Source organism: Pseudomonas sp. F2 (assembly GCF_057174385.1).
On the sequence record NZ_CM169904.1, the window covers coordinates 367,334 to 382,774 of the forward strand.

Sequence of the window (15,441 nt, forward strand, 5' to 3'; positions counted from 1 at the left end):
TGCGTTGCGCGGTCGCGGGGGAGTCGCTAGAGTTCGGGCTCGCTCGACTCGATAATCACTACAAACGGGAGTGTCTTGTGGAAATTGCTTGCCTGGATCTTGAAGGGGTACTGGTACCGGAAATCTGGATCGCCTTCGCCGAAAAAACCGGAATCGAATCCCTCAAGGCCACGACCCGGGACATTCCCGATTACGACGTGCTGATGAAGCAGCGTCTGCGCATCCTCGACGAGCACGGCCTGAAGCTCTCGGACATTCAGGAAGTGATCGCCACCCTCAAGCCGCTGGATGGCGCGGTGGAGTTCGTTGACTGGCTGCGCGAGCGCTTCCAGGTGGTGATTCTCTCGGACACCTTCTACGAATTCTCCCAGCCGCTGATGCGCCAACTGGGCTTCCCGACCTTGCTCTGCCACCGCCTGATCACTGACGACAGTGGGCGGGTGACCAGCTATCAACTGCGTCAGAAAGATCCAAAGCGTCAGTCGGTGCTGGCATTCAAGAGCCTGTACTACCGAGTGATTGCGGCGGGTGATTCGTATAACGACACGAGCATGCTCGGCGAGGCGGACGCGGGAATTCTGTTCCATGCGCCGGACAACGTGATTCGCGAGTTCCCGCAGTTCCCGGCGGTGCATACGTTTGTCGAGTTGAAGCAGGAGTTCCTCAAGGCTTCGAACCGCGACCTGTCCTTGTAATCCTCAATCCCCCTGTAGGAGCTGCCGAAGGCTGCGATCTTTTGATCCTGTTTTTAAACAATCAAGATCAAGATCAAAAGATCGCAGCCTTCGGCAGCTCCTGCAGGGTTTGCGTCATTCAGAGGTTTTGCAGGGTTTCGAGGAGGATTCGGACCTTGGTAATCGACTCCTGATACTCCGCCTGCCAATCCGAATCAGCCACGATCCCGCCACCCCCCCAGCAACACACCTGCCCATCCTTGACCAACAGACTGCGAATCGCGATGGAGCTGTCCATCTCGCCGCGTACGTCCAGGTACAGCAGCGAGCCGCAATACAACCCGCGTCGCGTCGGCTCCAGTTCGTCGATGATCTGCATCGCGCGGATCTTCGGGGCGCCGGTGATCGAGCCGCCGGGGAAGCTGCCGGCGATCAGGTCGAGTGCGTCGCGGTCATCCGCCAGTTCCCCGGTCACGCTGCTGACCAGGTGATGCACGTTCGGATAGCTTTCCAGGCTGAACAGCTCCGGTACCCGCACCGAGCCGATGCGGCAGGTGCGGCCGAGGTCGTTGCGCAGCAGGTCGACAATCATCAGGTTTTCCGCGCGATCCTTGGGGCTGGCCAGCAGTTCGGCGGCGTTGGCCGCGTCTTCGGCAGGCGTCAGACCGCGCGGGCGAGTGCCTTTGATCGGGCGGGTTTCCACCTGGCGCTGGCTGACTTTGACGAAGCGCTCTGGCGACAGGCTCAACACCGCGTCGCCGTCCGGCAGGCTCTGGAAACCGGAAAACGGTGTCGGGCAAGCCTCGCGCAACGCGCAGTAGGCCAGCCATGGATCGCCTTGGCAGGTTGCGCGGAAACGCTGGGCGAAGTTGACCTGATAGCAGTCGCCGGCCTGGATGTATTGATGAATGCGTTCCAGCGCCTGGCGATAGTCGTCCGGCGAAAGATCGGCAGTCATCGGCGTGTGCAACTTGAACGGCATCAGCGGCGCTGAGGTCGGTTGGCTGAACAGCGCAATCAGTCGTTGCTGCTCGCTGTCGGCCAGTGACGGGTGAAACACCAATTGACTGGTGGCGGTCTGGTGATCGCTGATCAGCGCCCAGTCGTACAGGCCGAACCGCGCGTCGGGCAGTTGCAGATCGTCCCGGGCCAGGCTCGGCAGATTCTCGAGATGTCGGCCGAAGTCGTAGCTCAGATAGCCGATCAGGCCGCCGGCGAAAGGCAGGTCATATTCGGCAGGCAGTTGCGCTTCGCCCAGGCGAGTCAGATTATCCCGCAGGCGTTGCAGGAATACGTCGCCGCTTTCATCGGGCAACACCGCCAGTTGTGCCAGCGGCCAGGCGCTGAGCAGGTCATAACGGCCACGGTCGGCACTTGGCCGGCCGCTGTCGAGCAGCACGGCGCCGGGCGCATGGCGGATGGCCGCGAAGTAGTCGGCGGGGTTGGCACGGTAGGGCAGCGGGTGTACGGAACAGGTCAACATGGGCGGGGCAGATCGGCCATCGAGGCGGGGTGGGGATTGTAGTCCTCTGCGGGAATTGCTCCTAGAGGGGATGTCGGGGATTGGCAGATCCGCAGCGGCCGACGAGCAACCTGTGGCGAGGGAGCTTGCTCCCGTTGGAGTGCGAAGCGCTCCCCAAAAATCTTACGACTGCTGCGCAGCCGAGCGGGAGCAAGCTCCCTCGCCACAGGGATCAGCCCTCGACCGCCGGAATATGCCCAAACATCTCCTGAGTAAACGCCACCCGTTCCTCGACCGACTCGGTCACGCCACGCGCCTTCAGCTTCTCCAGATGCGCTTCGACTGCATGCGTACGCTGAGTCAGCCCGCAGTCGTTGGCTATCTGGATATTCAGCCCCGGCCGCGCATTCAGTTCGAGAATCAGCGGGCCTTTTTCCTGGTCCAGCACCATGTCCACACCGATGTAGCCCAGGCCGCACAGTTCATAACAGCCGGCGGCGAGTTTCATGAAACCGTCCCAGTAGGGCAGTTGCACGCCGTCCACCGCGTTGGTGGTGTCGGGGTGTTTGTTGATGATGTTGTTCAGCCAGGTGCCGCGCAGGGTCAGGCCTGTGGCGAGGTCGACACCGACGCCGATGGCGCCCTGGTGCAGGTTGGCCTTGCCGCCGGACTGACGGGTTGGCAGGCGTAGCATGGCCATCACCGGATAGCCCATCAACACGATGATGCGGATGTCCGGCACGCCTTCGTAGCTGATGCTCTTGAAGATCTGATCCGGGGTCACCCGGTATTCGATCAGCGCGCGGTCGCGGTGGCCGCCCAGCGAATACAGGCCGGTGAGAATGCTCGAGATGTGGTGCTCGAGTTCTTCGTGGGCAAGGATCTTGCCCGACACCGTTCGGTAGCGGCCCTCAAAGCGGTCGGCGATGACGATGATGCCGTCACCGCCCGCACCTTGAGCCGGCTTGATCACGAAATCGTTGCGCCCGCCGATGATCGCGTCGAGCTTGTCGATTTCCTTCTCCGTGGAGATCACGCCATACAGCTCCGGCACATGAATGCCGGCCTCGATCGCGCGCTCCTTGGTGATGATCTTGTCATCGACGATCGGGTACAGGCTGCGCTTGTTGTACTTGAGCACGTAGTCGGCGTTACGCCGATTGATGCCCATGATGCCCCGCGCCTCCAGAGCCTTCCAGGTCTTCCAGAAACCGAACATCAGGCGTCAGCCTTCTTCAGGAAAGCCTTGAAGCGCACCAGTTCGGTCAGGCGGTAACCGCGATAGCGACCCATCGCCAGCATGAAACCGACCAGAATCAGCAGGATCGCCGGGAAGGTAAACACGAAGTACACCAGCTCCGGCACGGTCATGATCAGGTGGGCCAGCGAGGCGGCGAACAGGGTGCCGATCGCCACTTTCATGGCATGGCTGGCGCCGCGTTCTTCCCAGGTGATCGACAGGCGTTCGATGGTCATGGTCAGAATCACCATCGGGAACAGCGCCACCGACAAACCGCGCTCCAGCCCCAGCTTGTGGCTGAACAGGCTGATGGCGGCAATCAGCACCACCACGAAGGTCAACACCACCGACAGGCGCGGCAGCATCTGCAGCTTCAGGTGCTCCAGGTACGACCGTAAGGACAGGCCCAGCGCGGTGATCACGGTAAACAGCAGGATGCCAAAGCCCAGTTGCGTTTCGCGGAAGGCCAGGGCGATCAGCACCGGGGTAAAGGTGCCGAGGGTCTGCAGGCCGATCAGGTTGCGCAGGATCAGGATCACCAGCACGCCGATCGGGATCATCACCATGATCATGAACGTCTGCTGGGTCTGCAGCGGCAGGCCGTACAACGAGTATTCGAGGAAGTTGGCGTCGGTGTTTTCGTCGGTCAGCTTGGCCAGACGAATCGCGTTCATCTCGCTGTTGTTCAGGCTGAAGGTCACGTTGGCTTTCTTCGCGCCGTCGACGGTGATCAGGTTTTCATCACCGGTCCACCACAGCAGACGGTCGGTCGGCAGGCCTTGCTCACCGGTTTCCGGATTGAAGTACAGCCAGTCGTTGCCATTGAAGCTGCGCAGCCACAGCTCCGGGGTTTGCGGTTGATCGGCAACGAGGCGGATGGTGTGGACTTTTTCTACCGGTACGTGGGCGATCGACAACAGCAGTTCGACGATCTTCGCCTTGTGCGGCGTTGACGGGTCGCCGGCCAGCAGCAGTTTGACGTTGTCGTCGTTGACGTTGTTGACGCGTTTGATCGCTTCGCCGATGAAGGTCTCGACGTCGGCCGAGTGCTGGCGGATTGGTGCGAGCAGGGCTTCGGCGGCGATTTTTTCCGGGCCTTCGATGGCGATGCTGTCGCGGAAGGTCGGGCCTTTGATCTTGGATTTTTCTGCGGTATAGCGTTTGGTCAGCACCAGACGGTAATAAAGGGTCTGGTTGCCCTTGGCCCGGCGCGCGGACCAGGTGACCTTGCGGTTGCCGTCAACGCGATTGACCGCCACGCCGTAATTATTGGAGATAAAGCTTTCGTTGAGGCTGACGTAATCGCGGCTCAGCGGCGGCACGAACATCTGGACTTTCACCGGATCCTTGGTGCTGGCGACGAACTCGACTTTGGCGTCGATGTTCCACAGGTCGTCGGTAGCGTCTTCGGTCACCGGGATGCCGAGCACGAAAATCTGATAGGCCGTAACCGAAACGCCCAGGAGCACCAGAATGGTGATCAGGATTTTCAGGTGGAAGGTTAGAGAACGCATGGAAATTACTCGGCGGTATGAGCGGCGATGGTGCAGGCGGGTTTGCCGGCAGCGTATTTAAGACTGGGGTCGACCAGCGCGTCGAAGCGTTTCAGCGCTTCGGAGCCGATCAAAAGCGGGTATTGGAACGCACTACGGTCGGTCAGGTTCACTTCGATGCTGCGCAACGCCGTGCCCATGCAGATGTCCAGCTCGATCACCGGACGCGCGGTGTACTTCTTGCCTTCTTCCGGGTCGTAGTCGCCGGCGCGGCGCTTGATCTTGCTGACCCGGGCCAGCGGCCGTTCGATCGGGTGCGAATGCGCAGCGTCGATCGCCAGGTAGAAACGCACCCACGACTCGCCATTGCGTTTGAAGCGTTTGATGTCGCGGGCACTCAGTGAGGCGGTTTTGGCGCCGGTGTCGAGTTTGGCCGCGACTTGCAGATTGATGCCGTCAAGCGATGCATATTCGTTGAGGCCGTACACGGTTTTTTCCCCCGCCGCGGCGAGGCCGGGCAGGCAAAACAGCGCAAAAAATGTGGGGAAGGGCTTGAGTCTCATAAATCCTGGTGCGCAGCGTTCCGTTTTCGGTTCAGGTTCCTGGCAAAACTTGCGCAAGCGCCTGCGTGTGCCTATCAGCTTTTTATGACAAGCCGTACAAATGGCCAGCAAATGCGGGCGGCATTCTAGCACGGTGGTTTTATGGCGCCAGCGCTCGCGCCGGTCTATAACCCTTGGGGTTGTTGGAGAGGGTTATTAGACGATTGTCGACAATGTGGATTTATCCTTTGACTGGTGCGGGCTAATTGGCTAGTTTTTGCCGCATTGGATTTGAAGGTGTCGACAATCATGCTGGATCAACTCGATCCCCCGGTCATCAGCGGCGACGATTCCGAGACGCTCTCGGAAAACGTCTTCCGGCGCATCCAGGCGGCCATCGTCAAAGGTGAGATCGCCCCCGGCAGCAAGATCTCCGAGCCGGAGCTGGCGCGCACCTACGGCATCAGCCGCGGGCCGCTGCGCGAGGCCATTCATCGGCTCGAAGGTCAACGCCTGCTGGTGCGCGTACCGCATGTCGGCGCACGAGTGGTGTCGCTCAGCCATGCCGAATTGCTCGAACTCTACGAAATCCGCGAATCCCTTGAAGGCATGGCCTGTCGGCTGGCGGCCGAGCGCATGAGCGTCGAAGACATCGACGAACTGCGCCGGGTGCTGGAAACCCACGAGCGCGACGCGGCGTTTCAGGCCGGCGTCGGCTATTACCAGCAGGAAGGCGATTTCGACTTTCACTATCGAATCATTCAGGGCAGCGGCAATCGCACCCTGACCCAGATGCTCTGCGGCGAGTTGTATCAACTGGTGCGCATGTACCGCATCCAGTTTTCCACCACGCCCAATCGGCCACGTCAGGCGTTTGCCGAACACCACCGGATTCTCGATGCCATCGCCGACCGTGACGGCGAGCTCGCGGAATTGTTGATGCGCCGCCACATCGGCGCCTCGAAACGCAACATCGCCCGTCATTACCAGGACGGCGCCGACAATAAGACAGCCACTGAACGAGGTGAGTCATGAGTTCCAAGCAGAACACTCCAGGCCAGCGTTTCCGCGATGCGGTCGCCAGCGAGCATCCATTGCAGGTGGTCGGCGCGATCAACGCCAACCATGCGCTGCTGGCCAAGCGTGCCGGCTTCAAGGCGATCTACCTGTCCGGTGGCGGGGTGGCCGCAGGCTCGCTCGGCGTGCCGGACCTGGGCATCACCGGCCTGGATGACGTGCTGACTGACGTGCGGCGCATTACCGACGTCTGCGACTTGCCGCTGCTGGTGGACGTCGACACCGGTTTCGGCGCCTCGGCGTTCAACGTGGCGCGCACCGTGAAGTCGATGATCAAGTTCGGCGCGGCGGCGATTCACATCGAAGACCAGGTCGGCGCCAAACGCTGCGGTCACCGTCCGAACAAGGAAATCGTCACCCAGCAGGAAATGGTCGACCGCATCAAGGCAGCGGTCGATGCCCGTACCGATGACAGCTTTGTGATCATGGCGCGCACTGACGCGCTGGCGGTTGAAGGTCTGGAGTCGGCACTGGATCGCGCCGCCGCGTGCATCGAGGCCGGCGCCGACATGATCTTCCCGGAAGCCATCACCGAACTTGAGATGTACAAGCTGTTCGCCAACCGGGTGAAGGCACCGATCCTCGCCAACATCACCGAGTTCGGTTCGACACCGCTGTACACCACCGAGCAACTGGCTGGCGCCGATGTGTCGCTGGTGCTGTACCCGCTGTCGGCGTTCCGCGCGATGAACAAGGCCGCGGAAAACGTCTACACCGCGATCCGCCGCGACGGCACCCAGCAGAATGTCATCGACACCATGCAGACACGCATGGAGCTTTACGATCGCATCGACTACCACACCTTCGAGCAGAAGCTCGATGCGTTGTTTGCCGCTAAAAAATAAAGGCGAAGATCAAAAGATCGCAGCCTCGTTTCACTCGACAGCTCCTACAGGAACGCGGTCGATGCAGGAGCTGCCGAAGGCTGCGATCTTTTGCCAACAACACCGTAATTGCAGATTCCCTAACAAATTCAAGATTGGAGACAGCAATGGCCGAAGCAAAAGTACTCAGTGGCGCCGGGCTCCGGGGCCAGGTTGCCGGGCAAACCGCACTGTCCACCGTGGGCCAGGCCGGTGCCGGGCTGACTTATCGCGGCTACGACGTGCGTGAACTGGCAGCCGACGCGCAGTTCGAAGAAGTGGCGTACCTGCTGCTGTACGGCGAACTGCCGACCCAGGCGCAACTCGACGCCTACCAGCAAAAGCTGAGCAAGCTGCGCGATCTGCCGCCAGCACTGAAAGAAGTGCTCGAACGCATCCCTGCCGACGCTCACCCGATGGACGTCATGCGCACCGGTTGTTCGTTCCTCGGCAACCTCGAACCGGAGAAAGATTTCTCCGAGCAGCGCGACAAGACCGATCGTCTGCTCGCCGCTTTCCCGGCGATCATGTGCTACTGGTATCGCTTCAGTCACGACGGCAAACGCATCAACTGCGTCAGTGATGAGCCATCGATTGGCGGCCACTTCCTGCACCTGTTGCACGACAAGAAACCGAGCGAACTGCACGTCAAAGTGATGAACGTGTCGCTGATCCTCTACGCCGAACACGAATTCAACGCCTCGACGTTTACCGCTCGTGTTTGCGCATCGACCCTGTCCGACCTGTATTCCTGCGTCACTGCAGCGATCGGTTCGTTGCGCGGCCCGCTGCACGGCGGCGCCAACGAAGCGGCGATGGAAATGATCGAGCGCTTCTCGTCGCCGGAAGAGGCGATCAAGGGCACCCTCGGCATGCTGGAGCGCAAGGACAAGATCATGGGCTTCGGCCACGCGATCTATAAGGACAGCGATCCGCGCAACGAGGTGATCAAGGGCTGGTCGAAAAAACTCGCTGACGAAGTCGGTGACAAGGTGTTGTTCGCGGTTTCCGAAGCCATCGACAAGACCATGTGGGAGCAGAAGAAACTGTTCCCCAATGCCGACTTCTACCATGCCTCGGCGTACCACTTCATGGGCATCCCGACCAAGCTGTTCACGCCGATTTTCGTCTGCTCGCGCCTGACCGGCTGGGCCGCGCACGTGTTCGAACAGCGTGCCAACAACCGCATCATCCGTCCAAGCGCCGAGTACGTCGGCGTTGAACAGCGCAAGTTCGTGCCAATCGAACGTCGCTGAATGGTGAGGACTGAACACTGATCCAGAGGTTCACCAAGGACCCTGTGGGAGCTGGCTTGCCAGCGATGACTGAGTCACATCCAACCTTGATGTCGACTGACCCACCGCTATCGCTGGCAAGCCAGCTCCCACAGGGTTTGGTGTGAACTTCAAGATCAGTGTCCAGCTCACCCTTTGAAACCACCGTGACCCGAGTCCTGACCCGATGAACACAGCATTCCGCAAAAACCTGCCCGGCAGTTCCCTGGATTATTTCGACGTCCGTGCGGCCGTCGAGGCGATTCAGCCCGGCAGCTACGACACTCTGCCGTACACCTCCCGCGTGCTGGCGGAGAACCTGGTGCGTCGCTGCGACCCGGCCACGCTCACCGACTCCCTCAAGCAACTGATCGAACGCAAGCGCGACCTCGACTTCCCGTGGTTCCCGGCGCGCGTGGTCTGCCACGACATTCTCGGCCAGACCGCGCTCGTGGACCTCGCTGGCCTGCGTGATGCGATTGCCCAGCAGGGTGGCGACCCGGCGCAAGTCAACCCGGTGGTGCCGACGCAACTGATCGTCGACCACTCGCTGGCGGTGGAAGCGGGCGGTTTCGACAAGCAGGCGTTCGAGAAGAACCGCGCCATCGAAGACCGGCGCAACGAAGACCGTTTCCACTTCATCAACTGGACCAAAAAGGCCTTCAAGAACGTCGACGTGATCCCGCCGGGCAACGGCATCATGCACCAGATCAACCTGGAGAAAATGTCTCCGGTGATCCAGGTGCGCGACGGCGTGGCGTTCCCCGACACCTGCGTCGGCACCGACAGCCACACCCCGCACGTCGATGCACTGGGCGTGATCGCCATCGGCGTCGGTGGTCTCGAAGCCGAGAGCGTGATGCTCGGTCGCGCCTCGTGGATGCGCCTGCCGGAAAGCGTCGGCGTTGAACTGACTGGCAAGCTGCAACCGGGCATCACCGCCACCGACATGGTGCTGGCCCTGACCGAGTACCTGCGCAAACAGAAAGTCGTTGGCGCCTGGCTGGAGTTCTTCGGCGAAGGTGCCTCCGCGCTGACCCTTGGCGACCGTGCGACCATCTCCAACATGGCCCCGGAATATGGCGCCACGGCGGCGATGTTCTACATCGACCAGCAGACCATCGACTACCTGAAACTCACTGGCCGTGAAGACCAGCAAGTGCAGTTGGTCGAGCAGTACGCCAGACTCAACGGCTTGTGGGCCGACAGCCTGAAAGGCGCGCAATATGAGCGTGGCCTGAGTTTCGATCTGTCTTCGGTGGTGCGCAACATGGCCGGCCCGAGCAACCCGCACGCCCGTGTGGCGGTAGCGGATCTGGCGGCCAAAGGCATCTCCGGGCAGTGGGACGACGTGCCGGGGCAAATGCCTGACGGCGCGGTGATCATCGCCGCGATCACCAGCTGCACCAATACCAGCAACCCGCGCAACGTGATCGCCGCCGGCCTCTTGGCGCGTAACGCCAACAAGCTGGGGCTGACGCGCAAGCCGTGGGTCAAATCCTCGCTGGCGCCGGGTTCGAAAACCGTAGCGCTGTACCTCGACGAAGCGGGGCTGACCACGGAGCTGGAACAACTCGGTTTCGGCGTCGTCGCGTTTGCCTGTACCACCTGCAACGGCATGTCCGGCGCACTCGATCCGGTGATCCAGCAAGAGATCATCGACCGCGATCTGTATGCGACTGCTGTGCTCTCCGGCAACCGCAACTTCGACGGCCGCATTCACCCGTACGCCAAACAGGCGTTCCTCGCGTCGCCGCCGCTGGTGGTCGCTTACGCCATCGCCGGGACCATCCGTTTCGACATCGAGAAAGATGTGCTGGGCGTGGTCGACGGCAAGGAAATCCGCCTGAAAGACATCTGGCCGAGCGATGAAGAAATCGACGCGGTGGTGAAATCTTCGGTCAAGCCTGAGCAGTTCCGGCAGGTTTACATCCCGATGTTCGCCGTCCACGAAGACACCGGCCCGAAAGTCGCGCCGCTGTATGACTGGCGCGAAATGAGCACCTACATCCGCCGGCCGCCGTACTGGGAAGGCGCACTGGCCGGGGCGCGTCCGCTGAAGGGCATGCGCCCGCTGGCGGTGCTGCCGGACAACATCACCACCGACCACCTGTCGCCCTCCAACGCGATCATGCTCGACAGCGCCGCCGGCGAATACCTGGCGAAAATGGGCCTGCCGGAAGAGGACTTCAACTCCTACGCCACGCACCGCGGCGACCACCTGACCGCGCAGCGTGCAACCTTCGCCAACCCGAAACTGTTCAACGAAATGGTCCAGGAAAACGGCAAGGTCAAGCAGGGTTCGCTGGCGCGGGTCGAGCCGGAAGGCAAGGTGATGCGCATGTGGGAAGCCATCGAAACCTACATGGAGCGCAAGCAGCCGTTGATCATCATTGCCGGCGCCGACTACGGCCAGGGCTCGTCCCGCGACTGGGCGGCGAAAGGTGTGCGCCTGGCAGGCGTGGAAGCGATCGTCGCCGAAGGCTTCGAGCGTATCCACCGCACCAACCTGGTGGGCATGGGCGTGTTGCCGCTGGAGTTCAAACCGGGTACCGACCGTCACACGCTGGCCATCGACGGCAGCGAAACCTACGACGTGATCGGCGCCCGCACCCCGCGTGCCGACCTGACGCTGGTAATCCACCGCAAGAATGGCGAGCGCGTTGAAGTGCCGGTGACCTGCCGCCTCGACACCGCCGAAGAAGTGTCGATCTACGAGGCCGGCGGCGTGTTGCAACGCTTCGCCCAGGACTTCCTCGAAGAGTCGGCGGTTGCCGTTTAAATCACGTAGTGCGAGCGCGGGTCGGTTGACCCGCGTTTGCGGATAAGGAGCACCATGGCTCACGCAGCTAAGTTCGCACCGCAGATCAAAATACCCGCCACCTACATGCGCGGCGGCACCAGCAAAGGCGTGTTTTTCAGCCTCAAGGATCTTCCCGAAGCCGCGCAGATTCCCGGCCCGGCCCGCGATGCCTTGCTGCTGCGGGTGATCGGCAGTCCCGACCCGTACGACAAGCAGATCGACGGCATGGGCGGCGCCACCTCGAGCACCAGCAAAACCGTGATCCTGTCCAAAAGCATCAAGGCTGATCACGACGTCGATTACCTGTTCGGTCAGGTCTCCATCGACAAACCGTTCGTGGACTGGAGCGGCAACTGCGGCAACCTCTCGGCAGCGGTCGGTTCGTTCGCCATCAGCAACGGTCTGGTGGAGGCCAGCCGCATTCCGCACAACGGTGTCGCGGTGGTGCGCGTGTGGCAGGCCAACATCGGCAAGACCATCATCGCCCATGTGCCGATCACCAACGGCGAAGTGCAGGAGACCGGTGATTTCGAACTCGACGGCGTGACCTTTCCGGCCGCCGAAGTGCAGGTCGAATTCATGGACCCGGCGGCGGAAGAAGAGGGCGGCGGCGGTTCGATGTTCCCCACCGGCAACCTGATCGATCAGCTGGAGGTGCCGGGTGTCGGGACGTTCCAGGCGACCATGATCAACGCCGGGATCCCGACGATTTTCGTCAACGCCGCAGACATCGGCTACACCGGCACCGAGCTGCAAGGCGCGATCAACAGCGACCCGAAAGCGCTGCAGATGTTCGAAACCATCCGCGCCTACGGTGCGTTGCGCATGGGCCTGATTTCGACTCTGGATGAAGCAGCGAAGCGGCAGCACACGCCGAAAGTCGCGTTCGTCGCCAAACCTGCGGATTACGTCGCGTCCAGCGGCAAATCGATTGCTGCCGCTGATGTCGATCTGCTGGTGCGTGCATTGTCGATGGGCAAACTGCACCACGCGATGATGGGCACGGCAGCGGTGGCGATCGGCACGGCGGCGGCGATTTCCGGGACGCTGGTGAATCTTGCGGCGGGCGGTATCGAACGCAACGCAGTGCGCTTCGGCCATCCTTCCGGAACCCTGCGCGTGGGTGCCGAGGCCAGCCTGGAAAACGGTGAGTGGGTGGTGAAAAAAGCCATCATGAGTCGCAGTGCGCGGGTCCTCATGGAAGGCTACGTGCGCATCCCTGGCGACTCCTTCTGAATCCAACACCGAACAGAACTGTAGGAGCTGCCGCAGGCTGCGATCTTTTGATCTTGATCTTGAAAAGCAAAATCAAAAGATCGCAGCCTGCGGCAGCTCCTACAGAGATTGCATTTCAAAAAGAAAAATCCATCGCCTGAACCGAGGTCCCATCAACGAACCACTGCCAGAGTGAATCGAACATGAGTGCCAACGTCGACCTGAACAACCGCCCCGACTACGACCGTGTCCTGCAGGACATCGCCGATTACGTCCTCACCTTCAACATCGAATCTGCCGAAGCCCTCGACACCGCCCGCAACTGCCTGATGGACACGTTGGGCTGTGGCCTGCTGGCGCTGCGGTTCCCCGATTGCACCAAACACCTCGGCCCCGTTGTCGAGGGCACCGTCGTGCCATTCGGGGCGCGCGTGCCTGGCACTCCCTATCGCCTGGACCCGGTGAAAGCCGCGTGGGACATCGGCTGCATCGTGCGCTGGCTTGATTACAACGACACTTGGCTCGCGGCCGAATGGGGGCATCCGTCGGACAACCTCGGCGGGATTCTCGCGGTGGCTGATCATCTGTCGCAGAAGCGTGTCGCCAACGGCGAAGCGCCACTGACCGTGCGCGACGTGCTCGAAGCGATGATCATGGCCCACGAGATTCAAGGCGTGATCGCTCTGGAAAATTCGTTCAACCGCGTCGGCCTTGACCACGTTCTACTGGTGAAAGTCGCTTCGACCGCCGTCACCGCCAAACTGATGGGCGCCAATCGCGAACAACTGCTGTCGGCGTTGTCCCATGCCTTCGCCGATGGTCAGGCCTTGCGCACTTATCGTCATGCGCCGAACGCCGGGTCGCGCAAGTCCTGGGCGGCGGGGGATGCGACCAGCCGCGGCGTGCGTCTGGCCGACATCGCCCTGCGTGGCGAGATGGGCGTTCCCGGGGTGTTGACGGCCAAACAGTGGGGCTTCTATGACGTGTCGTTCAGCCACACCAACAACGATCTGGCGCTCAAGCCGGAGGGCAAACGCACCTTCAGTTTTTCGCGGCCCTACGGCAGTTACGTGATGGAAAACGTGCTGTTCAAGATCAGCTTCCCCGCCGAATTCCACGCGCAAACGGCCTGCGAAGCGGCGGTGACCTTGCATCCGTTGGTGCGCAACCGCTTGCATGAGATCGACCGCATCGTCATCACCACCCATGAGTCAGCGATTCGCATCATCTCCAAGGTCGGACCGCTGGCCAACGCCGCCGACCGCGATCACTGCCTGCAGTACATGACCGCCGTGCCGCTGGCGTTCGGCAATCTGCTGGCCGAGCAGTACGAGGACGACTTCCACGCCGCGCACCCGATCATCGATGTGCTGCGCGAGAAAATGGTCATCGTCGAAGACCCGCGTTTCACCCGCGAATACCTGGAGGCTTACAAGCGCTCGATCGCCAACGCGGTGCAGGTGTTTTTCAAGGATGGATCGAGCACCGAGAACGTGGTGGTCGAATACCCGATCGGCCACCGTCGGCGCCGGGTCGAAGGTATTCCATTGCTGGAGGACAAGTTCAAGGCGAATCTGCTGACCCGATTCACTGCGCAGCGCAGCGGCGAGATCTTCGCATTGTGCAAGAATCAGGCGCAGCTTGAAGCGACCCCCGTGAATCGTTTCATCGACCTGTTTGTCATCTGACAACGCGAGCATTGAAGACCAATTGCGGGCGTGAGCCTGCTCACGCTAGCGGTGTGTCAGGCAACATCAATGCTGGATGTGCCGCCGCCTTCGCGGGCAAGCCCGCTCCCACAAGGTTTTGTGCCTGGCACAACATGCATGAACACTCTGAAACCCTGTGGGAGCGGGCTTGCCCGCGAAGGCGCCAAAGCAGACGCCGCAAATCTATTTGAAACGCCGCTCCACACCTTTCTCCACCAGAATCTTCGCCGAAATCTCTTCCACCGAAAAATGCGTGGAGTTGATGTGCGGGATGTTTTCGCGGCGGAACAGGTTTTCCACTTCGCGCACTTCGAATTCGCACTGGGCGTAGCTCGAATAACGACTGTTGGGCTTGCGCTCGTTACGGATCGCGGTGAGGCGATCGGGGTCGATGGTCAAGCCGAACAGCTTGTGCTGATGGGCGCGCAGGGCGGTTGGCAGGGTCAGGCGCTCCATGTCGTCTTCGGTCAACGGGTAGTTGGCCGCTCGGATGCCGAATTGCATCGCCATGTACAGGCACGTCGGCGTCTTACCACATCGCGACACGCCCACTAGTATCAGGTCGGCCTTGTCGTAATAGTGGGTGCGTGCGCCGTCATCGTTGTCGAGAGCGAAGTTCACCGCTTCGATGCGCTCCATGTAATTGGAGTTGTGGCCGATCGAATGCGACTTGCCGACGGTGTAGGAGGAATGTTCGGTCAGCTCCTGTTCGAGCGGGGCGAGGAAGGTCGAGAAAATGTCGATCATGAAACCATTGGACGTTGCGAGAATCTCACGGATGTCCTGATTGACGATGGTGTCGAAGATGATCGGGCGAAAGCCGTCGGTTTCAGCGGCTTTGTTGATTTGTTGTACCATGGCCCGCGCTTTGTCCGCGTTGTCGATATACGGCCGCGTGAGCTTGGTGAAGGTAATGTTTTCGAACTGCGCCAGAAGGCTTTGACCCAGGGTTTCGGCGGTAATGCCGGTGCCATCGGAGATAAAGAAAGCAGATCGTTTCATTTGCACCTTGGGCCTTAAGCTAATGAGCATTCTTGGATATGATAGGCGCGATTTGCCGGCCGCCATTGGCCCGCATTCTCACTTATT

The 15,441-nt window shown here is 61.0% G+C and carries 12 protein-coding genes; 7 read left to right on the forward strand and 5 right to left on the reverse strand.

Features of this window, described 5'->3' with window-relative positions; translation table 11 throughout:
* Nucleotides 1-77 precede the first annotated feature (77 nt).
* Nucleotides 78-695: a bifunctional phosphoserine phosphatase/homoserine phosphotransferase ThrH gene (gene thrH / locus AC193Q_RS01730; protein ID WP_095667096.1), complete on the forward strand. Its 618-nt coding sequence runs from the start codon at nucleotides 78-80 to the stop codon at nucleotides 693-695.
* 118 nt (nucleotides 696-813) lie between these two features.
* Here the strand turns inward: thrH and pabB are convergent, their stop codons facing one another.
* The 4 genes from pabB to rloA all read right to left on the reverse strand — a co-directional run bounded on the left by pabB (nucleotide 814) and on the right by rloA (nucleotide 5,432).
* Complete coding sequence (gene pabB, locus AC193Q_RS01735) at nucleotides 814-2,157, reverse strand: aminodeoxychorismate synthase component I (protein WP_476286612.1); 1,344 nt, start codon at nucleotides 2,155-2,157, stop codon at nucleotides 814-816.
* 211 nt (nucleotides 2,158-2,368) lie between these two features.
* A complete protein-coding gene (locus AC193Q_RS01740; protein WP_483879078.1) occupies nucleotides 2,369-3,355 on the reverse strand; it encodes an alpha-L-glutamate ligase-like protein in 987 nt (328 codons plus the stop codon).
* Nucleotides 3,355-4,890: an osmotic stress tolerance membrane protein RloB gene (gene rloB, locus AC193Q_RS01745; RefSeq protein ID WP_041067624.1), complete on the reverse strand. Its 1,536-nt coding sequence runs from the start codon at nucleotides 4,888-4,890 to the stop codon at nucleotides 3,355-3,357. Before rloB ends, AC193Q_RS01740 begins: the two co-directional genes overlap by 1 nt.
* Before the next feature lie 5 nt (nucleotides 4,891-4,895).
* Nucleotides 4,896-5,432, reverse strand: coding sequence for a retropepsin-like aspartic peptidase RloA (gene rloA / locus AC193Q_RS01750; protein WP_025110318.1), 537 nt, complete (start codon nucleotides 5,430-5,432; stop codon nucleotides 4,896-4,898).
* A gap of 291 nt (nucleotides 5,433-5,723) precedes the next feature.
* Here rloA and AC193Q_RS01755 point away from each other — a divergent pair, with 291 nt between their 5' ends.
* From AC193Q_RS01755 to prpD, 6 genes are all read left to right on the forward strand, one after another.
* The gene (locus AC193Q_RS01755) at nucleotides 5,724-6,446 is read left to right on the forward strand and encodes a GntR family transcriptional regulator (protein WP_174377155.1); all 723 of its coding nucleotides are present in this window, start codon (nucleotides 5,724-5,726) and stop codon (nucleotides 6,444-6,446) included.
* Entirely contained in the window at nucleotides 6,443-7,333 is an 891-nt protein-coding gene (gene prpB, locus AC193Q_RS01760; protein WP_041067638.1) for a methylisocitrate lyase, read from the forward strand. The genes AC193Q_RS01755 and prpB overlap by 4 nt, the downstream gene beginning before the upstream one ends.
* 146 nt (nucleotides 7,334-7,479) lie before the next feature.
* A complete protein-coding gene (gene prpC / locus AC193Q_RS01765; RefSeq protein WP_047292992.1) occupies nucleotides 7,480-8,607 on the forward strand; it encodes a bifunctional 2-methylcitrate synthase/citrate synthase in 1,128 nt (375 codons plus the stop codon).
* Nucleotides 8,608-8,812: 205 nt separating this feature from the next.
* Nucleotides 8,813-11,407 carry a Fe/S-dependent 2-methylisocitrate dehydratase AcnD gene (gene acnD / locus AC193Q_RS01770; protein WP_121184486.1) on the forward strand — a complete coding sequence of 865 codons (2,595 nt, stop codon included), beginning with the start codon at nucleotides 8,813-8,815 and terminating at the stop codon, nucleotides 11,405-11,407.
* A gap of 54 nt (nucleotides 11,408-11,461) precedes the next feature.
* The gene (prpF, locus tag AC193Q_RS01775) at nucleotides 11,462-12,664 is read left to right on the forward strand and encodes a 2-methylaconitate cis-trans isomerase PrpF (protein WP_476286609.1); all 1,203 of its coding nucleotides are present in this window, start codon (nucleotides 11,462-11,464) and stop codon (nucleotides 12,662-12,664) included.
* Nucleotides 12,665-12,846: 182 nt separating this feature from the next.
* Entirely contained in the window at nucleotides 12,847-14,331 is a 1,485-nt protein-coding gene (prpD, locus tag AC193Q_RS01780) for a 2-methylcitrate dehydratase (RefSeq protein WP_121184490.1), read from the forward strand.
* 204 nt (nucleotides 14,332-14,535) lie between these two features.
* On the opposite strand, the gene ppsR is transcribed toward prpD, so the two are convergent.
* The gene (gene ppsR / locus AC193Q_RS01785) at nucleotides 14,536-15,354 is read right to left on the reverse strand and encodes a posphoenolpyruvate synthetase regulatory kinase/phosphorylase PpsR (RefSeq protein ID WP_007960912.1); all 819 of its coding nucleotides are present in this window, start codon (nucleotides 15,352-15,354) and stop codon (nucleotides 14,536-14,538) included.
* Nucleotides 15,355-15,441: the final 87 nt, after the last annotated feature.